We start from the raw sequence: 20,400 nt of genomic DNA, 5'->3' as shown, positions 1-20,400 counted from the left end.
ATTATTTAGTATTGTGATTTTACCTTTTTTAATTTGGTATAAAAAGGAAAACTGGAAACCATCATTAGTTTTTATACTTTATTTAAATGTATTGATAACTTTAAGTTTTTTGAATATTCAATGGATTGATGCTGATTTATTACGGTTAGCTTTAGCTGCTTTTATTCCAATTTGTCTTGGTATAACAGTTGCTATACTCCTTCGTTTGATTAAATCCTTATTTAAACGCACCTATAAATATAAATACCTAATAGCCTCAGTCAGTTCTATTATTTTATTCATCGGAATTATTTATACACAAAAAGATGTTTTAAATGGAATTTCACCTTCCGACAAAACACCTAGAATGGTTTTAGATGCTTATGATAAAATTACGCATGAATATTTTCCACTTTCTTATGCTGTTGTAAATGATAATATTGCTCAAACAGTAAGTAAGAATAAACACTTCTTTATAAATTATGAAGATTTTTTAATGGGTTATTTAGAAAGTGATTCCATTTATCATACCAACAGAAAAAAGCCTAAATTCTTAATTGACAATCCTCAATACGTTATTCCTAAAAGTGTTTTAGTATTTGTATATCATGATAATACGGAAACCAATAATTATTTTTCAGATCAAAATGAATTGGAACCCCTTTTATTGGATCAGATAAAAACATTAAAGAAAAGAGGAAGAAAAATTTCTAAATTTTATGAAAGCCCATACATTGATGTATACGAAATAGTCAACGAACCCAAATCAAGTAAAATTGATGACCTAATCTATTGAGAATGAAAAACCGTGCTACCCTAAATAAAATCTTAAAACATTGCCTATTGGTTTTTGTTTTGATTTTTGCCTATAGTTGTGCCGATTTTGATGCAATTATCAATCCGAATGACACTAATTTATTTTCGAATGAAAATGACAACAACAATCTTCGCAGGTATTCTGATGGCGATTTGAATTTGCCACCCTTGGTAGAATATATTATTGATTTTGAGAATCCTATGAGTGTAAAGTATAGTAATCACTTAAAAAAACTGACTAATTACACCAAAATTCCTTATAAAAATATTAATATAAAATCATGGAATGCAAATCTGCAAATAGCAGAATCTACTCGGGTTTTATGTATTCTTGAAACAAAAAAGCTCAGTGATGCCTCAGTAAACGTTATCTTAAAGTTTGTTTCTGATGGTGGAACTCTTTTTCTTCCATTTGCTTGTGAAGACAAACGATTTGGATTTATGGTTGGAATGAAAACAACTTCGGAATATGCAACTGATGTAACTTCTCTCGGAATTCATTTCACGGAATCATTTATTCCTTCACTAAGTGGTTTAGATGCTCGATCTCAAATTACACATTTTGGAATGAGCGGAGATAATTTTGATTTTTCAAAAATAGTAGTATATGCTACTGCTATAAATAACAAATCATTTCCTGCCATTCTTGAAAACAAAATAGGGAAGGGGAGAGTAGTTAATTATAATACCACTTTCGAATTTGAAAAAATGGACCGTGGATTACTCTTTTCAGGTATTATGTTAGGCTTAGAGGCTATTCCATACCCAATCGCTAATACAAATACCATATTCTTAGATGATTTTCCCGCACCGTTATATGATACAAAAGCTGAACCAATAAAATCGGAGATGAATTTATCTATCGCTGATTTTGTTCGAAAATCGTGGTGGCCGGATATGAAAGAATTAGCAAAAAAATACCAAATCAGTTATACTGCAATTCCGGCTTTTGATTATAACGTAAAAACTAACCCTCCTTTTTTATTCAGTCAATGGGATGAAAAAAAAGTAAGTCAAAATAACAAAACGGAACCGGTGAGTAGTTGGTTAATGAGAGATTGTTTAAAAAACGGACACGAATTAGGCTTTCATGGTTATAATCACGTATCGCTTTTAAAAAGAGATTGGAAAAAACAGGAATTTATTGTAACAGCTTTAGAAGGTGTTCAAAAAAAATGGAAAGTAAGTAGTTTTGGAGATTTACCGGTATCCTATGTCCCTCCTTCAAACTATATTGATCAGATGGGAATCAAACGATTAAAAGAAGGTATGCCTTCGCTTAATTTTATGTGTAGTTTATATTTAGGCGAAACGTATGATGGTGGAAATCGAGAATATGATTTTGATCCATATCATCACAATATGTTTGATTATCCTAGAATTTCCAGTGGTTTTCAAGTGGATGAGGCTTCGAAATATAATATTCAATCCCTTTATTTATATACTGGAATTTGGAATCATTTTGTGCATCCTGATGATGTATATCAAATTCCGAGTCCGTTTAATAAAAGTGCCGGGGAATTTGATTTACGAAATTCAAAAGGATTAGGTTGGAAAACAACTAAAGGTAAAAAAGGCGGTTTATATCATGAATTAGATAAATATTTAAAAGAGTTTACCACTACATTCCCACAATCGAGGTTTTTGAATGCAAAGCAAGGAGGAATGATTACATTAGATTGGAGAGCTTCAAAATTTAATCATAAAGCGATGAATGGTTATTATTTTGTAGACGAACTTAATCCGGGAAATTCGTTAAACACTAGCCAATACTGGTTTATGTATGGAACAACCGAAAATGCTGAAAATATTGAATTACAACTAAAAACAATTGCTGTAATTTATTCTAAAACAAAATATTTAGACGGGTTTTTGTATTCAATTTATACCAACGATCCATCTATCAAAATAAAAGATTACCGAGAATACAGAGAGAAAGAATTAGATTTTATATTCAGTAAAATTAAGAATGAGTATTATACTTATGTTGCAAAAGTAAATGAATTCGAAAAAGGGACAGATACTGCCGAAACGTCTGAAGAGGATTTAAGAATTGAAAAAGCAGCTTTAAAACAAAGAATGTTATCAGAATCGAAAATTGATTATGCTGTTTGGAATAAATATGCGGAATACATGTCTTGGGAAAATAAAGGGGAAGAAGTTTGGAAAATGCTTGAAAATCATTGTTCTAAATTTCCAACCAAAGAAAATGTAATGTATTCACAGGAATTGGATAAAATAATTGGTTATCCAAACGATTTAGCTATGGAAAAATGGATAAACGCACAATTGTTAGTAAATCCGAACGACAAGGATTTATTGAATAGTTATGTTGCTAACTTTAATACACCGGAAAATGCAGAAAAAATTAAAAAAGCATTATTAGCTCTTTTAAAAGTAGATACAGGAAAACAAAGTATGTTTAATTATTTACAGCATTTACTTTGGAATGAACCGCAAGCCGCTTTACTGGAATTAGAAAAAATTGAACCATCAGAAGATTACAGAGAATTAGCTACTAGTATTGTTTGGTTATATGCCAATGAAAAGAATTATCAAAAAGCGTATGATTGGTCTTTTTATAGCAATGAAATTGATATTGCTAATAAAATGGAATGGCTTTTTGAGTTAAAACAATATGATGCTTTGATAAGTGAATATAAAAATCACATGGAAAATAATCCGGAAGATTATAAAACCAAAGCGTTGATGAGTAATTATTACCATGATATGGGTAAATTCAAAGAAGCATGGGTTTTAGCCAGTGAATTACCCGAATCAAAAGAAAAAGAAGCTCTTCGCAAATCATTAAATCAAGATGTGGTTTTTCAAGATGACTTTTTACAACAAGATTTATTAGAGAATTATCCCGAATTATTTTTAGAAAATGTAACTAAGTCGTTAACTAAATCTAATCGTTTGAAATATGGTAATTTTATAGAATCAGAAAATCAATTACAAACTAATCAGGATAGAAAAGCGGCATTGTTGACCCGACAATCATATAATTTCTACGATAAGAAAAAGAATTTGCATCGTATTGCCGTTACTTTTTCAGAATTTTATCCCTTAATCCGCTCAACGGTGGATACGATAACCGATCCGTTATTGCTTAAAGCGGCTGCAGAAGACACTCCTGAAGTTGTTTCTGAAGATAACTTATTCAGAAATGTATATGGTGTAGAATACAAATATAATAATCCATTTTCGTATGATAAATTCCAATATTGGTCAAGAATTCGAATTGAAATGGATAATTTTAATGATTTATATATGCAATTTGGTGCCGGTATCAATAAATCATTCAACAAAAATTACAGTTCTTTTGAATTAAATGTTTTCCCGGTGGAAACTGCTCCGGGTCATGCCAAGGAAATTTATCAAGTGAGAACTAATCTTTATCAAAGTCTCTATTTTATGAGAGTTTTAAATGCCAGCTTTGCTCTGGAATCTAATTATTACAGTAGAAGTGATGACAATACTGATTTTGTGACGGATAATAACATTGATGGTTCAGCTACTTTAAGAGTTGGATGGGATAGGGGTGAAGAGAAAAAATCAAAATTTATTCCGTTTTTAGAAACGGCCTATCAACTGGGTTCAGCAGATTTAAGTGATGGTTATCCTTATTGGATGTTAAAAGAACGATTTTTTGGAGGAGCAGGAATTGGTTATAATTACGGACTAGAAACCAGCGATTTTAAAGCAAAAGTAGAAGCGGCTTACTTTTTAGATGATTATGCAGATGAATTCCAACGTTTTTCAGGAACAATTTCCTATCGAATGTTTAATTATTTCTCTATTTTGGGAAGTTTTGAATTATTTAATCAAGATAAATTTTATTCCAATACCATGAATGTTGGATTAAAATATAATTTCAAATAAAAAAAATGATGAAGTTCAAAAGTGCTTCATCATTTTTAGAATCAAACATGAAATTTTTTTATCTTCTTACAACAAATCTTCTGGAGTCATTAGTTTGACCATTTTCAAATTGAATAAAGTAAATACCATTACTCAAACTTTGAGTGTCAAAGCTAACTTTGTTACCACTTTGAGTTGAATTCAATTTAATTTGTTGTCCTAGTGAATTGTAAACTGTAAATTTATAATCTTCAGCAGCATCCATTTCTACATTTAAAATATTATCTGCCGGAACCGGATATAATAATACATTTAAACGAGCATTGTCAGCAATGCTAAGTGCTTGATTTATAATTACTGTATGATTTAAATCATTATATCCTGTGGAAGATTCCCACATATTTGTATTCGCAAATCGAACAGCATATTCCGGGCGGGAAGCTATTGAACTTTCTACATCTGGTAAATGCAAATACATTTTATAACTTCCCTGAACTATATCAGTTGGTAAAGTTAAGTTTTCAGTAATTGATTTTGTACCTAACCAATAACGTGGATCAGCATCCATTAAGATGGGATAAGCAACGTTAGTTACCGTATTTTTCAACACAATATAGGCATTTCGTTCATTAAACGGAGCTGAAAAACCTTTATTTGATAAATTTAATGTAACTGGTAATTGACTGTTTAATGTAATTTGTGTTGGCAAAGTGGCACTAGTCAATTCAAAACGGTAACCTAATCTGTTTTGAATTTCAAAAAAACAATCATTGGTTTGCCATCCGCTAATAACACTTGGATGATAATCTAAATTCAAATAGGACCAATGGAATTTATTCATTTCTAATAAGGCAGTTGTACAATTTGTTCTTGAGTCAAAAACTGCACAAGTTTCGCCACCCATTGGTAAATATTTTGTTTCTTGTTCCAAATAAGGATATTCAGTTGTCACATTTGAATATGTTCCAACATCACTGTTACTGGATAAAAAACAATCGTTATGATGTCCAATTCTGGCTAAAGAGGAATTTGTATGAGCTTGACCGGTAGGCAATGGAGTTGTTGTACTATATAATTGTTGTTTAAACTTTGGAGTTCTAATTTGGATTGCTCTTGAATTAGGAAGTGCATTCAAAATTGCATCAACAACATTCTTTCTATTGGCATAATTTGCACTAGTTAAAGGAGTAGAACTATTGTATCCATAACCGCCAAATTCGGCTTGTGAAGTGTAATACCATTCTCCCCAAGTTCCAATAAATCCTGTTTGAAAAGTGGCAATTACATCAATATTTGATTCTAAAACTGGTTTTAATTGAGCAATGTGTTCCAACATTTTAGCTTTAGTTGCATCTCTTGGGCTAACACTTTCATCATCTCCATAAGCAAAACGAACAACACATTTGATTCCGGCATTACGCATTCGGTTAAAATCAGTTTGCATATTGTTCAAATAGGTTTGCGAAATAGCTGAATTTACAAACTCTTCCAAATAAAAAACACGTAATATAAGTGTTATGTTTTGATTTTGTCTATAACTAACTAAGGAAGATTGTGTCAGCAGGTTGTAACCTGTAGAATGGGCTTCTGTATGTTTGTAGAAACCTCGTTCAGGATTAGAAAATACGTCACTTGAAGCAGTATACGTTTTAGTCGTCGTTTGTGCACTTCCGATCATGAACAGAAGAACAGCAAGAAAAGTAAATAATTTTCTCATAGTAGTAGGTTTGTTTTTGCTAAATTTGGGTCTAGCGGGTTATCGGACTAGTTTTTTACTCTTAACTATGTTGTGGCTCATAGTTTTATGTTCCAAATATAGATTAAAAGCACTTTTTATCCGATGAAATACACAATAAAATTTCACAAAAAATCGATGAAATACATGTTTTGCATTTTTGTTTAAATAATATCTTACATTATACAAATTTTGGCTGTAAGTTTTTTTTCATTTATATTTTAATAATATCACTTATTTTTTTTTAAATCATTTTATTTTTTTCAACAATACAACTATCTTTAATATTTTAAATTGCCATTTTCTAATCTGATTTTCTACAACATCAATTCTATTTGATTGTTTCATTTTTGTTTTTTTTCTAACTATGAATACCATTAATTAAAATTATAATTTATATTATGTAAAATAGAATTATTCTGTTTATACCATAAATACTCCTATTTTATTGATGATATGCTATTTCTATCAAAGTAATAAATTTAAATTAGTACTTGACTTTAAATAAAGTAGTTGCTAAATAATAATCCTATTTGTTATCTAATAAGTTAATAAATTCAAATTAATGAATATCAATTAGAATCATAATTTATGTAACTTTATAAAATATATTCTTATCTATATGAAAAACTCTATTGCTGAACGTATAGCAGATTTTTTGAAAAATTTCCCACCATTCAACAGTTTGACTTATCTTGAATTGGTCAAAATCGCCAATGAAGTTCAAGTGGTTCATGTTGATAAAAACAACGTACTTTTTAAAGTTGGTGATAAAACACATTCATTTTTCTATATTGTTAAAGAAGGTGCCATTGGCCTTTCTGTAACTTCTGATGCAGAAGAAGCTTTAATTGATAAATGTGACGAAGGTGATATTTTAGGTTTACGTCCATTTTTTGCAAAAGATAATTATCTAATGACTGCAAAAGCTAGGGAAGAAAGTTTATTATATGCTATTCCAATTGAAGTTTTTAAGCCTTATGTGTCACAAAATCAAGAAGTTTTAAGTTTTTTATTAGAAAGTTTTGCTTCTAATACTCGCAACCCTTATGATAAAGAAAATAAAGGAAAATTAATTTCTGAGAATGTTATCTATGATGAGCAAAGTTCTGAAATTCAATATTTTCAGCCTATTTCATATACTAAAAAGCCCATTACTGCCAACCGAAAAGACATTGTAAAGTTTGTTGCTCAAACAATGACTCAAAGTAAAATTGGGAGCGTAATTATTGAAGAAAACCAATTTCCCCTTGGTATTGTGACTGACAAAGATTTGCGATCAAAAATTGCAACAGGTCTTTTTCCTATTGATGTTTCAGTTGATCAGATTATGTCGGCTCCGGTAATTACTGTCCAGGAAAACATTTCAATTGCTGAAACTCAAATGATGATGTTAAAACATAATATTGGGCACTTATGTGTTACCGTTGATGGTACAAATAAATCTAAAATCATGGGAATTATTTCCGAACATGATGTTGTTGTTGCTCAGGCAAATAACCCCGGAGTTTTATTAAAACAAACAAAGCGTGCTACCCGTTCCAAAGAATTAAAAGCAGTTCGCGATAAATTAACTGATTTAATTCAAAATTCATTAGATAAAAATATTCCTATTCAACACATTTCCAACATTGTAGGCGAAATTAATATAGCCATTACTAAAAGAGCAGTGGAGCTAGCTATTGAAAAAATGGATGAACAGCCCCCTACTCGATTTGCTTGGTTAAATATTGGAAGTCAAGGAAGGAAAGAACAATTACTTATAACTGATCAGGATAATGCTTTAGTTTTTGAGGATGTTGAAGATGAACGCTATGATGAAGTGAAAAAATATTTTTTAGAAATGGCTGAAAAAGTGACTAAAACATTGAATAAAATCGGCTATGAATATTGCCCTGCAGAAATGATGGCCAGTAATTCAATGTGGTGTAAATCATTGACAGATTGGAATAAACAATATAATAGTTGGATAAATACTCCCGGTGAAAAAGGAATTTTAATGTGTTCTATTTTTTTTGATTATGATTGTATTTACGGTGATGAAAAACTAGTAGATTCTATCACAGATAATATTTTTAATCAGGTAGCCAACAACCAATTGTTTTTTGCTTATCTAGGTACAGATGCATTAAAAAATCCACCACCACTGGGCTTTTTCAGACAGTTTTTAGTTGAAAATGATGGTGAACATAAAGATACGTTTGATATAAAAAGCAGGGCTTTGATGCCGTTGGTAGATGCCGCTCGTTTATTAACATTAAGTTTAAATGTAAAAGGTATAAATAACACCTATCATCGGTTTAAAAAATTGGCGGAATTAGAACCACAAAATGCCGAACTTTTTGAAAATTGTGCAGATGCTTTTTCTTTATTATCTAAATTTAGAACGGAAGAAGGTTTATTGAATAATTCAAACGGTAGATATTTGAATTTAAATGAGTTATCTAAATCAGATAAAGTAAAACTTAAGAATGCATTTCAGCCTATTCATGACATTCAGGACGCTATTAAAAATCGTTTTCAACTTACTTATTTTACATAAAAATGGCTTGGAACTGGTTTAAAAAAATAGCAAAAGAATATCCTAAATTTTGGGAAAATTACCTCAATTATTTTGAGAATGAACCTAATGAAACAAAACCTAAACGTTATGTTGTTTTTGATTGCGAAACTACCGGTTTGCATTTCAAAAATGATGTAATTCTCTCTATTGGTGCTGTTGTGGTAATAGATCACTCCGTTGTTGTGAATGATCACATAGAATTATATTTAAAACAGGATATTTATAAATCAGAAACTGCCGCTATTCACGGATTATTAAAAGAGGGTAAAGAAGAAAAAATTGTGGAAGCGGAAGCTATAATTAGATTCTTAGAATTTATCAAAGATTCAACGCTTGTTGGTCATCACGTTAGTTTTGATATTGAAATGATTAATCAAGCCTTAAAAAGACTTGACGTTGGAAAACTTAAAAATGACAGTATGGATACAGATGCAATGTATCAAAAATTCAAAGGTTTACAAGAAGATCAACATTCCAGTTTAGACGAATTGTGTAAAGCTTTGAAAGTGCAAAAAAGTGACAGACACACAGCTTCCGGAGATGCATTTATTACTGCTTTACTCTTTTTAAAACTAAAATCCCGATTGAAAATTTAGTTTTTTACATTAACAACAAAATTAAAAACTGAGCCGTAAAAATCCTAAACAGAGTTACCAGCGGATATACGGTAGCATAGGCTTGAGTAGGTACATCTGAGTCTAAATAATTTCCACTAAAAGATAATGCGGCCGGGTCTGTATAAGTGCCACTCAATAGACCGCTTAACTGCAAGAAATTAATTTTTAAGTAGTAATGTCCCACGAGAACCATGAATACTAAAGGGATAAATGTGATAAAACTTCCATAAAATAACCAAAGCCACCCATTGTTTTCAACAAAATTGGTATAAAAACTTTCTCCGGCGTGAATACCAACAGCAGCAAAAAATAAGCAAACACCTAAGTCTTTCATAAAATAAATTGCTCCGGTATTAATATACGAATGTATTCCTCCTATTCCACCATAGCGACTGATTAATAATGCTGCAATCAATGGTCCGGCAGCAAAACCGAGTTTAATTGGAACCGGTAAAGATGGAATAAGAATTGGAATAGAACCAATTATGATTCCAATCAAAAGGCCACCGAAAAGTGATAAAAAATCTGGTTCTAATAATTTCTTTTCTGAATTTCCAATTAATTTTTCAGCAACTTGAATAGCTTCTTTATTTCCTACAATTCGCAATTTATCTCCATAAAAAAGTTCTAATGATGGGGAAGCTAATAATTCTTTTCCTGAACGATATACGCGGGTAACTTTTAAATCATATTTGTTATATAGATCTAATTCAGCGAGTTTTTTATGAGTAGCCGCTTTATGGGTTACAAAAATGCTTTTTGAAATTACATCTTGTTCAGATTCAATGAATAAATCGGTCGAAATTTTACCTGTTTTTTCAATAAAATCATTGATGGCGTGTTGAGTACCAACGAGCATTATCACATCTTTATGTTCAATTTTTGTATCTAAAGTAGGTGAAAAAACAGTTTTTGAACCACTATGTTTTAATCGAGAAACCACTATTTTATCATGATTGGTTTCTTTTAAAATTTGATAAATACTTTTTCCAATAAATTCAGGTTTTGTGATTCTGCACTTTTGATGAATTAAAACATCTTCTGAACTTTCCTGTTGTAAAATATTAGATTTTTCTTTATTAACATCAATTTTTAAAAATGTTTTTGATAGAATGATAACTAAAATCACACCCAAAACTCCCATTGGATAAGTTATAGCATAAGCAATGGTTGGGTCACTGAATATTTTATCAGGAAATTGATTTTGATATTCTTGAATTACTGATTTTGCGGCTCCTAAACCTGGTGTATTTGTGACAGAACCGGATAATAAACCAACTACATTTTCAATTTTAATTTGTGTACTTAAGTAAATAATGACTGCAATTACAGCTCCAAAAAGAACAGTGGAAACGGCTAGTAAATTAAATTTTAATCCTTCTTTTCTAAAGGAGGAAAAAAAGGAAGGGCCCACTTGAATCCCAATTCCATAAACAAACAAAATCAATCCTAAATCACGAATAAAAACCATGATATCGCCATTGATTCGGTAGCCATAATGCCCTAAAAATAACCCAGCAAACATAACTGCTGAAACACCTAATGATACTTTCCCTATTTTTAATCGGCCAACAAAAACACCAATCCCAATGATTATCATAACGACCACTAACGATTGAGTAATGTCAGGGTTTTCAGTGGGAACAAACAATTTATAAAACCATTCAAACATGATAGATAATTTAATGATGTAAAATTAGGTATTCGATTTCAGATTTTAATGATATAAATCATGCAAATGAAAACACAATGTATTGAAAACGTTATAGTGAATAAGTTTTATTTTGTAATGTCCTTTCTTAAATAAATACTTCGTTCAAACCTCCCGTGATGGCTTTTGGACATGAAAAAACAATTTCCGTTTTCCAAATAAAAAGGTATTTCACTTTTATAAATACTTTCTTTTAGTTGATTTAATTCAGTGATGTATTCAAAATCAATTACAGAGGTTACGGCAATAGTGTGAATGCAATTATTTCTAATCTGAGTAGTTGAATAAAAAACGGAATCTTTATAAAGTACCAATCCATTCTCATGACTACAATTAATTAACAGTGGATAAAATCCACGGGATTCACCTTTTTGCCGAAGTATTTTATAAACAGCTTCCTTCCTACTCCATAATGTCCAAACCGTTATGTCTTGATTTTCAGAACCAAAAATGATGTTTTGCTCGCCTTTGGTAAATACTTTATCTAAAAAACCCTTTCGTTGCCAATTACTTTCTGTTTTTGCTAAAGTTAAATCAACCACGTCATTGCCAATCATTTTTCAGCTAATTTAGTTTCGATGATTTCTATTGCTGATTTTACATCAAGCATTCGTTCCATTGAGGCATTGTCAATCTCAATATCAAAAACTTCTTCAATATCTAAAATTACATCAACTAGATTAGCAGAATTTATCTTTAAATCAGTTATAAAATCAGTTGTTTCAGTAAGATTGTCAAAAGCTTCCTGATTTTTAATATAGGGCTTTACGAGAGCTTTCAATTTTTCGATTATTTCTGCTTTGTTCATGATTTAATTTTTGACTAAGATAAGCATCTATTTAATACTTTTTAAAAACAACACAGGCATTTACATCGCCAAAACCAAAACTGGCTTTTATTACAATATTTAGTTCTTTTTGTATTAATTGTTGCGGAATTTTAGTCGAATCAACAACCTCAGTTATAGCAGGGTGTAAATCTTCACAATTGATATTAGGAAATAGGAATCCATGGTAAATTTGTAAAATAGAAGCTACACTTTCCATGCTACCGGATGCAGAAAGACAATGACCAACCATTGATTTTAATGAGTTAATTTGGGGGAAATCTTTTCCGGATAAGCCTAAAGCTTTACTCCAGTTTAGAATCTCCAAACTATCTTTAGATGTGGCTGTTAAATGCCCATTTATACTATCAATATCCATTGACTTTATTCCCGCATTTTTCATTGCTTCAACGATACATCTTTGAACGGCAATAGAATTAGGAGCCGTCATAGTTCCTTCGCCTCGTTGTCCGCCCGAATTTACATTTCCACCTAAAACTTCGGCATAAATGATTGCCTTTCTAGCCAAAGCAGTTTCTAAATCTTCTAAAATCAATGCCCCTGCTCCACTTCCCGGAACAAATCCTGAAGCGGTAGCACTCATTGGTCTTGAGCCTTTCTCTGGCGATTCATTATGTTTGAATGTACAAACTTTCATGGCATCAAATCCTGCCCAAATATACGGACCAATATCACTCGTGCTTCCTACTAACATTCGGTTGGCTTTCCCTGAAATAATTCGGTCATAACCCATCAATATACTTTCTGTTCCGGTTGTACAAGCAGATGAATTCGTTGAAACCTGGTTACCTAAGCCTAATTTACCGGCTAAATAGGCACTTATGCCACTGTTCATTGTTTGTGCAACAACAGTACTTCCCAACCTTCTAGTTTGAAAATCATCAATTTTATAAATACTCTCTCTGAATTTTTCAATTCCGGATGTGCCTGACCCAAATATAGTTCCGCTATCCCAATCCGGATTTTCATTGTTATGAATAGTTAGTCCTGCGTTTTTCCATGCCTCGATTCCGGCGATTACGCCATATAAAATTCCACTGGAATTAAAATTGCGAAGTTCTAATTCAGTAAAATACTGATTTTTAAGTTCTTCAGTAATAATTGGTTTACCAGCAATCTGACATGAAAATTGTAATCGTTCTAATTCTGGATCATGAGCAATTCCTGAGATTCCATTTTTAATGGCATTGGTAAACGCATCTATCCCTACTCCATTGGGAGAAACAATTCCTAATCCGGTAATAACAACTCTTTTTTTTGACATTTTATGGTTTTATAATCATGCCGGATAAAGTTCCACTACAAACTTCAATGTTTTCACTCGTTAACATTCTTACTTTACATTTTAGTTTTCCAAAACGGAAATAAACTTTTTCCGAAATAACGGTGACTTTTTCATTGGGATAGACCGGTTTTAAAAATTCAATTTCTGAGGAAGTGAATGCAATTTGAGTAAAGTGTTCATTCAAAGTAAGATATATTCCTAAACAAACTAACCCAATTTGAGCCATGGTTTCAATTAATATGACGCCTGGTGTAATCGGATTATCTTTAAAATGACCTTTATAAAAATCTAACTCTTCACTAAAAGTAAACGTGCCTTCTACCCCATTTTTATCAATATGCAGAATTTCGTCTACAAACAAAAAGGGTTTAGAATAAGGTAATTTATTGATAATATGTTGGTTTCTATTCTCCACAAATTTAAAAAGGTATTTATTGCAAACTTTCTCCTCCATCCACTTTTATAATGGTGCCGGTAATCCATTTTGCCTCTTTTTTGCAAAGTAAGTAAACCACATCTGCAACATCTTCCGGATTGGTAAGTCGTTTAAAAGGATTTCTTTTTTCAACGTAAGCTTTAATTTTTTCACTGGATGGAATCATTTGAAAGGATATTGTATTGGTAACTCCGGCTTGAATACAATTTGAACGAATTCCAAAAGGAGCAAATTCCACAGCGATTTGTCTTGAAATTGCTTCTAAGGCTACTTTTGCAACACTAACAGCTCCGTAATTTGGAATTGGTTTTGTGTTTCCCTCGCTGGTAAATGAAATAATTCTGGCATCAGTATCAAATAAGTTAGCATCAAAAACCGCTTTTGTCCAATCATAAAGTGAAATAGCCATCGCATTTAAAGTTATTAAAAAATCATCATTGGTAAGGGAATTTTCGCCGGTCATCTTCTTTAACGAACCTTTTGCAATGCTGTGAACCAAGCATTTTATTTTTTGATTTCCAATTTTAGATTGAATTTCATTGATACATTCAATTCTTTTTTCAACATTGGTTGCATCTAAATTAAAATTTAAAAACGAAATCTCCAATGCTTTTATCTCTTCAAAATCTTCTTCTATTTTTGGCAATTCAGCACGTGAATTGCGATGAATAATACAAATATTCATCCCTTGTTGTGCTAATTTTTTAGCTGTAGCTAAACCTAAACCACTACTGCCACCTAAAATAATTGCCCATTGATTTTTAAATTCACTTACCATTCTAATAATATTCGTTGTGCCGTAAAACCGGGTCCAAAACTCAACATTAATCCTTTCTCTCCTTTGGAAGGTTTTTTGTTCATAATTTGTTCTAAAACATATAATACGGTAGCACTGGACATATTTCCGTATAACCGCAGTATTTCTTTCGTATCAATAATATCTTTACCTAAATCTTTAAATAATTCTTCCACTAAAAGTACGATTTTTTTACCACCGGGATGAAAAATTAAATGATGAATATCAGCAATAGATAAGTTGTTTTTTTCTAAAAAAGGATGAATAATAGCAGGAAAATGTTCGCCAATAGTTTCGGGAACTTCAATGTCTAAGACCATTTTTAAACCATTGTTTGTCAAATCAAAACCCATCATTTTTTCTTTATCATAGAAATGATACATTGCTTCATCAACAACGGTTGGACCATTTTCATTTTCATGTGATGATAACAAAACACAGGCTGCACCATCACCGAAAATTGCTGCACTGACAATATTGGCCATTGAAAAATCATCCAATTGAAAGGTTGCAGTTGGACTTTCCACAGTAATAACCGCGGCTCGTTTATTAGGATTCGCTTTTAAAAAGTTTTTTGCATAAATGATGCCTGAAACACCACCCACACAACCCATTTCAGTCACCGGAAGCCTAATAATATCTTGCTTAAGCGATAACCGATTAATCAAATAGGCATCCAGTGAAGGAATCATAATTCCGGTACAACTTACTGTGATAATATAATCGAGTTCTGTTGGATTCCAATTAGCTTGTTTTAAAGCTTTTTGTAACACTTGTTCGCCTAATACAATCATTTCACGAGAATAAATGGCATTGCGTTCTTCAAACGAAGTTAAAGTAAAAACCTCTTTCGGATCCATAATGGAATAGCGTTTATCGACTTGAGCTCCTTCAAATATTTTTTTTACTTTTCGAATAAAACGTTCTTCCTGACCTTCAAGCCAAATATCCAAAAAGGGTACTATTTCTGAAGTCTCACGAGAATATTTTGGAAGTTGCTTTGCAACTGTAATAATTTTTACCGGCATTTATTATATTTTGAAAAGTGAATAGTTTACTAATTTATTTCCAAATAATCCATTGGTAACGGAAAGCCCATTTCCATGAAATTGTTTGTTTTTTTGCTTGTACTTTTTTTGAAAAATCTTCTAATTCTTTCTTTTTAAATCCGCGTAATATGGAAGTTAATCCATCTTCGCGTGACATCCGATTGAGTTGAAATACCGAACATACCAATTGAAATAAACGATAGGCAAGTTTGCTTCTATGTAAATCATTGATTACAATACCAAGAGTCGCTTGCTTTTGAAATACATTTAAAATAGTATCAATTTCTTCATTTTTAAAATGATGTAATGTTAAGGTACACAATAATATATCATATTTTACTTCAGTAAATACTTCAGAAAAAATATCTTCACAGCGATAACTGATTGTGGCATATTCTTTTGACAATAATCGGGCATGTTCAATCGTAAATGCATTGGCATCTATTCCGATGAGTTGAAAAGTATAATTATTTTTATTGGCGAAATCTGCCATCAATCGAAGCATATCACCGTTTCCGCAACCAACATCAACAATGGTAATGGTTTTTGTCCCATCGGTTTCTTTCAACAACTTTTTAATGCCTTGTAAAGTTAGCTTGTTTCCTCCCAAAAGTTGATTAATAGAAGCTATTTTATCCAAAGCTTCACGCAATTCTTCTCCTTCTAAGGAAAAATCATCCATGATTTCGACTGCTTGTGTACGATACTGGGTATGAATAGCCATTAAGAAATTGGTTTTCCGTGGGTTTTACGAATGATTAAAGTCAACAACATAGGAAATGTAAGCAATAATTTCATCAGTATTCGATTCATGGATTGGTTTAACAATAATTTTGACAATTGTTTACCCGTTTGTAGCCTATTCTTAAAATAATGATTCCATTGAAGTGTATAATTTTTTTCCATTTCTTCTCGCGTTAGCTTGTTATCTAAAAAAGAAATCACGCACTCACCAGCAATTTTAGCACTGTGAATAGCCATTGCCATTCCATTGCCACAAAGCGGATGAATGAGTCCGGCTGAGTCACCTAACATCAATAAATGATTTTCCACTTGTGCTTTCTTTTCAAATGAAATCTGACTAATACTTAAGGGTTTATCAAACAATAATTTTGATTGTTCAAAAATGGTTTTTAGTTCGGGATTTTGATATAATACATTTGTTTGAAATTCTTCAATATTCTTATACTTTTTAAACACTTCAAATTTAACTAAATAGCAAATATTGATGTGGTCGTTTTCCACTTTTGAAACACCACAGTAACCACCTTCAAAATTATGTAACGCCACTAAATCAGCAGGAAAATCTCCTGAATAATGTGCTTTGACAGCCAACCAAGGTGATTTTTTTTGAATAAAATCTCTTTTTAATTGAATGTCTAAATTAGAACGTTTTCCAAAAGCTCCTAAAACAATTTTAGCTTTAAAAACTTCTTGATTTTCTGTAGTAATATTAAATTCATTATCAAAAAATGAAACATCATTTACATTTTGATGAATGATTTTACATCCCCATTTAATGGCTTCCTGATAAAGATAATTATCTAATTGATACCTGCTTATCCCAAATCCGCCCAATGGCAAATCTTTGGATATTGATTGACCGGATGCAATAGAAATGGTAGTTGAATTGATGGATGTTGGGTTTAAATGAGCAATAGATAACCCCAATTGATTAAAATAAGGTAATACTTCATTAGAAATAAATTCTCCACAAACTTTGTGTTTGGGATAGGTGTTTTTCTCAAATAGAACAACTTTTTTTCCTTGTTGACACAAATGAATTGCTGCAGTTAAACCGGCAAGACCTCCTCCTATAATAACTACTTGACTCTCTTTCATATCAAAGTAAAATTAGGAAAATAGATTGAGAAACGTGTTGTATGATTAGATTAAAAAATTATAAAGTTATTCAAAAAAAAAATGTAATAATACTTTAGGTTAGAATAGGTTTTGGATAGAAATTTATATAGTTAAATTTAAAGCTAAACAACATTTCAGTTGCTTAAGCCTGAGCAAGAAAACTAATTAACCACAATTTTTTGAGTAGAAGTTGTTCCGTTATAAACCAAATTGAAAATGTAAACTCCATTAGACAATGAGCTGACATCAATAAAATCATCCTTAAAAACCATTCCTGAGTGAATTGTTTTTCCTAACAAATCAATGATTTTATATTCACCGAAGTTTCCTTCAAAATTAACTTGAAAACAACTACTTACCGGATTGGGATTTATTAATACTTTACTTGAATTAAATTGATTTAAGGACAAAGTTCCGTATTTCGATACCGCATAAGAAGAATTGTCACACTCCATTTCATTAATTACATCACCTAGAAATGGTAAAATTTCATAAGTTGCTGTTGAAGTATTTACCATATACAAACCTGCCTCATAATTTGCATCAAAACCAACAAATAGTATGGATTCTGAATCTTGATCATAAGTTCTGTTTGAAAAAAGATACCCAAAAATATTTTCTAAAGTCATAATTGTAGTTAATTCACCCGAATTCGGATTTAAACTACCAATCATAATTTCATCATTAACATTATTGTCTTGATCATAAACTGAATAGACTGTAAAAATAGTGTTAGTTTCATTGCTGAATTCTAGTCCGATGTTTCCGCTATATTCAGTATTTAGCAGAGGTATTACAGTATAAGTGAATGGTTGTGATGCAACGGAAGCTGTTACTAATTTAACTTGATTTCCTTCTAAAATTAAAAAATAATATTTTTTTGAATTACTGTCATAACATGTAGAATCAGGGAAAAAATTTGTTCCTTCTCCAAAATTAAAATAGCCCAAAATGGTTTGAATTCCGGATATAGGATCAAATTTATTTAAAAAAATATTGTTGTCAATATCACCATCATAAGAGTAGACAAAACCAGTTTGCATATCAACTTCAGAACCACCATTAAGTGAACTCTCAAAAGGTGAAAGCGAGATGTTTTCAGAATTGGTGTTGAACTCAATCATTCTTGCTTCTACAGCTCCTGTCGTATTATCTAATACACGGGCAAAATAATTTGATCTTCTAGAGTCGAATGTAGAAGAAGCTGAAATAATTCCTTCTACGTTCGTTGAATAAATACTGCTGAATTCGGTGTCGCCAGCATACCACCTAACTATCTTTGTTCCTTCATCTTGACTGTAATTGAATGCTATTAATTTAATGTTTGAAGACTGTGCAAAGGAAAAATTTGTAATAGATGATAAAAAAATAACAGTTCCAAATAACATCTTTTTAGTGATTTTATTTATCATAACACCCTTGATTTTAAATAGTTTAAACAAAAATAAGGTAAAAAAAAATGTAAATAAGATGAACAACAGTTAAAATGCAAGTTGTTTTAAGCAAAACAAACTAAATTTCCTTAATTTTTTATAGTAATTCTTATGGATAATAATTCTCAAATTGAATTTTATCTAATTTGGCAATAGGTCAGATTTGATTTGGTATTTTTTTCAATTAGAATAGAAATACTAATAGATTAGCTTGCATTAAAAGAAGCATAATAAAACTTGCTACCTTAATTTAAAATAGATTCAATTGCTTCATAAATTGCCTCATTATTGGAATCATTTGTATTCAATCCAATGCTGTTGGAATTGTATGGCTTATATTTTTCCATATTTGTTACTGAAAACAACCCTAGGACAGGAACTTGTGCTGCACTAGCTAAATGCATAATTCCGCTATCTGCACCGACGAAGACATTCGTGTTGGCCATCAATGAAGCCATCTCCCGAATATCTTTACTGTAAAACGTAGGAGCTTTGAAATCAATCATCGATATATTCTCAACTGGTAAAATCTCAATTATATTTTTATTTGGGAACTTAATTTTTAAATTTTCATAAAATTCAGACCACCAAGCTGTCGAATGACATTTTGCTCCTGTAGCATAGGTGAAAAGACAAATGGTTTGTTGATTATTTTGGGTTAAAGTGCTGAGTTTTTTTTTGCCGTCGATTAGTTCATCCGCACTTAATTTTAAATTTAAGGTTGGCACTTCATTATTTTCTGCTTTTAGTCCAATGGTAGTTATATATTCACGGAAACTATAAACAGGATATTTAGCCATGTGAAAATAATCATCATGTTTTTGTCTAAAATCATCTTCATTATCACCAAAAAAATGATAAGTAGCATTGGCAAACTTTGTAGAAAGTCTTCCGGAAGATGAATTTTTTTCTACATTTATTGCAATATCATACTTTATTTTTCTAATTCTACTCCAACTTTTTATATAAAGAAACAATTGTTTAAAATGTTTTTTTGGTAACTGAATTATGGTTTCCACATTGTCATAATTTTTAAAAATAATAGGTCCTAAACCGCCTTTTAAAAATAAATCGATTTTACAGTTTGGAAAAGTTGAGGATACTTCTTGAACAAGAGGCGTTATTAAAAGTTGATTTCCTAACCGATGATTGGGTCTGCATATCAAAACCCTTTTGATGTTTTCTCTTTTGATTTCACTTTTACTAAGAATAGTTGTTTTTTTACCCACCTGATTTGTAAGAAAAAACATAATCCGTTTTCTGTATTTATTGATAATTTTCATTTTATTTTAAATTTGTAATGTTCAATTATTAATTATTTTAAAATTATGAATTAAACATAAATTGTCATTCAAAATTAGGTGTTATTATTTAAATAATTGAATGATTTAAATTAAAAAAACCGC

The 20,400-nt window shown here is 31.0% G+C and carries 16 protein-coding genes; 4 read left to right on the top strand and 12 right to left on the bottom strand.

Going from position 1 to position 20,400, the window contains the following annotated elements; genetic code table 11:
- Nucleotides 1–775 (top strand): hypothetical protein (locus C0512_RS12160; protein ID WP_290861956.1); only part of this gene is annotated, 775 nt, incomplete at its 5' end.
- 2 nt (nt 776–777) lie between these two features.
- Entirely contained in the window at nt 778–4,680 is a 3,903-nt protein-coding gene (locus tag C0512_RS12155; RefSeq protein ID WP_290861954.1) for a DUF2194 domain-containing protein, read from the top strand.
- A gap of 58 nt (nt 4,681–4,738) precedes the next feature.
- On the opposite strand, the gene C0512_RS12150 is transcribed toward C0512_RS12155, so the two are convergent.
- The gene (locus C0512_RS12150) at nt 4,739–6,376 is read right to left on the bottom strand and encodes a DUF4832 domain-containing protein (RefSeq protein ID WP_290861952.1); all 1,638 of its coding nucleotides are present in this window, start codon (nt 6,374–6,376) and stop codon (nt 4,739–4,741) included.
- Nucleotides 6,377–7,016: 640 nt separating this feature from the next.
- On the opposite strand from C0512_RS12150, the gene C0512_RS12145 reads away from it, so the two are divergent.
- Nucleotides 7,017–8,936 (top strand): DUF294 nucleotidyltransferase-like domain-containing protein, encoded by a 1,920-nt coding sequence (locus C0512_RS12145; RefSeq protein ID WP_290861950.1) that lies wholly within the window; start codon nt 7,017–7,019, stop codon nt 8,934–8,936.
- A gap of 2 nt (nt 8,937–8,938) precedes the next feature.
- Nucleotides 8,939–9,553, top strand: a complete 615-nt coding sequence (locus tag C0512_RS12140) for a 3'-5' exonuclease (protein WP_290861948.1) — start codon at nt 8,939–8,941, stop codon at nt 9,551–9,553.
- 4 nt (nt 9,554–9,557) lie between these two features.
- Here the strand turns inward: C0512_RS12140 and C0512_RS12135 are convergent, their stop codons facing one another.
- The 11 genes from C0512_RS12135 to C0512_RS12085 form a co-directional block, all read right to left on the bottom strand.
- Nucleotides 9,558–11,246: a putative transporter gene (locus tag C0512_RS12135; RefSeq protein ID WP_290861946.1), complete on the bottom strand. Its 1,689-nt coding sequence runs from the start codon at nt 11,244–11,246 to the stop codon at nt 9,558–9,560.
- Nucleotides 11,247–11,353: 107 nt separating this feature from the next.
- Nucleotides 11,354–11,842, bottom strand: a complete 489-nt coding sequence (locus tag C0512_RS12130; protein ID WP_290861944.1) for a 4'-phosphopantetheinyl transferase superfamily protein — start codon at nt 11,840–11,842, stop codon at nt 11,354–11,356.
- Entirely contained in the window at nt 11,839–12,093 is a 255-nt protein-coding gene (locus C0512_RS12125) for an acyl carrier protein (RefSeq protein WP_290861942.1), read from the bottom strand. The genes C0512_RS12130 and C0512_RS12125 overlap by 4 nt, the downstream gene beginning before the upstream one ends.
- A 31-nt stretch (nt 12,094–12,124) precedes the next feature.
- A complete protein-coding gene (locus C0512_RS12120; RefSeq protein ID WP_290861940.1) occupies nt 12,125–13,396 on the bottom strand; it encodes a beta-ketoacyl synthase in 1,272 nt (423 codons plus the stop codon).
- 1 nt (nt 13,397) lies between these two features.
- Nucleotides 13,398–13,871, bottom strand: coding sequence for a 3-hydroxyacyl-ACP dehydratase FabZ family protein (locus tag C0512_RS12115; protein WP_290861938.1), 474 nt, complete (start codon nt 13,869–13,871; stop codon nt 13,398–13,400).
- Complete coding sequence (locus C0512_RS12110; protein ID WP_290861936.1) at nt 13,849–14,631, bottom strand: enoyl-ACP reductase; 783 nt, start codon at nt 14,629–14,631, stop codon at nt 13,849–13,851. Before C0512_RS12110 ends, C0512_RS12115 begins: the two co-directional genes overlap by 23 nt.
- Nucleotides 14,625–15,677, bottom strand: coding sequence for a type III polyketide synthase (locus C0512_RS12105; protein WP_290861934.1), 1,053 nt, complete (start codon nt 15,675–15,677; stop codon nt 14,625–14,627). The genes C0512_RS12110 and C0512_RS12105 overlap by 7 nt, the downstream gene beginning before the upstream one ends.
- Nucleotides 15,678–15,711: 34 nt before the next feature.
- Nucleotides 15,712–16,422, bottom strand: coding sequence for a methyltransferase domain-containing protein (locus C0512_RS12100; RefSeq protein ID WP_290861932.1), 711 nt, complete (start codon nt 16,420–16,422; stop codon nt 15,712–15,714).
- On the bottom strand, nt 16,422–17,540 hold the full coding sequence (locus tag C0512_RS12095; protein WP_290861930.1) for an NAD(P)/FAD-dependent oxidoreductase: 1,119 nt from the start codon (nt 17,538–17,540) through the stop codon (nt 16,422–16,424). Before C0512_RS12095 ends, C0512_RS12100 begins: the two co-directional genes overlap by 1 nt.
- A 182-nt stretch (nt 17,541–17,722) precedes the next feature.
- Nucleotides 17,723–18,973 (bottom strand): T9SS type A sorting domain-containing protein, encoded by a 1,251-nt coding sequence (locus C0512_RS12090; RefSeq protein ID WP_290861929.1) that lies wholly within the window; start codon nt 18,971–18,973, stop codon nt 17,723–17,725.
- A 266-nt stretch (nt 18,974–19,239) separates the two neighbouring features.
- Nucleotides 19,240–20,277, bottom strand: coding sequence for a glycosyltransferase family 9 protein (locus C0512_RS12085; protein ID WP_290861927.1), 1,038 nt, complete (start codon nt 20,275–20,277; stop codon nt 19,240–19,242).
- Nucleotides 20,278–20,400: the final 123 nt, after the last annotated feature.

Source organism: Flavobacterium sp. (genome assembly GCF_013822155.1).
Taxonomy (GTDB): Bacteria; Bacteroidota; Bacteroidia; order Flavobacteriales; family Flavobacteriaceae; genus Flavobacterium.
This window is presented reverse-complemented; position numbering and strand designations above follow the sequence as displayed.

Coding starts and splice junctions, on each gene's coding strand:
- C0512_RS12155 (WP_290861954.1), top strand. CDS start 778: ATGAAAAACCGTGCTACCCTAAATAAAATCTTAAAACATTGCCTATTG.
- C0512_RS12120 (WP_290861940.1), bottom strand. CDS start 13,396: ATGTCAAAAAAAAGAGTTGTTATTACCGGATTAGGAATTGTTTCTCCC.
- C0512_RS12090 (WP_290861929.1), bottom strand. CDS start 18,973: ATGATAAATAAAATCACTAAAAAGATGTTATTTGGAACTGTTATTTTT.
- C0512_RS12110 (WP_290861936.1), bottom strand. CDS start 14,631: ATGGTAAGTGAATTTAAAAATCAATGGGCAATTATTTTAGGTGGCAGT.
- C0512_RS12140 (WP_290861948.1), top strand. CDS start 8,939: ATGGCTTGGAACTGGTTTAAAAAAATAGCAAAAGAATATCCTAAATTT.
- C0512_RS12135 (WP_290861946.1), bottom strand. CDS start 11,246: ATGTTTGAATGGTTTTATAAATTGTTTGTTCCCACTGAAAACCCTGAC.
- C0512_RS12085 (WP_290861927.1), bottom strand. CDS start 20,277: ATGAAAATTATCAATAAATACAGAAAACGGATTATGTTTTTTCTTACA.
- C0512_RS12145 (WP_290861950.1), top strand. CDS start 7,017: ATGAAAAACTCTATTGCTGAACGTATAGCAGATTTTTTGAAAAATTTC.
- C0512_RS12150 (WP_290861952.1), bottom strand. CDS start 6,376: ATGAGAAAATTATTTACTTTTCTTGCTGTTCTTCTGTTCATGATCGGA.
- C0512_RS12095 (WP_290861930.1), bottom strand. CDS start 17,540: ATGAAAGAGAGTCAAGTAGTTATTATAGGAGGAGGTCTTGCCGGTTTA.
- C0512_RS12100 (WP_290861932.1), bottom strand. CDS start 16,422: ATGGCTATTCATACCCAGTATCGTACACAAGCAGTCGAAATCATGGAT.
- C0512_RS12115 (WP_290861938.1), bottom strand. CDS start 13,871: ATGGAGGAGAAAGTTTGCAATAAATACCTTTTTAAATTTGTGGAGAAT.
- C0512_RS12105 (WP_290861934.1), bottom strand. CDS start 15,677: ATGCCGGTAAAAATTATTACAGTTGCAAAGCAACTTCCAAAATATTCT.
- C0512_RS12125 (WP_290861942.1), bottom strand. CDS start 12,093: ATGAACAAAGCAGAAATAATCGAAAAATTGAAAGCTCTCGTAAAGCCC.
- C0512_RS12130 (WP_290861944.1), bottom strand. CDS start 11,842: ATGATTGGCAATGACGTGGTTGATTTAACTTTAGCAAAAACAGAAAGT.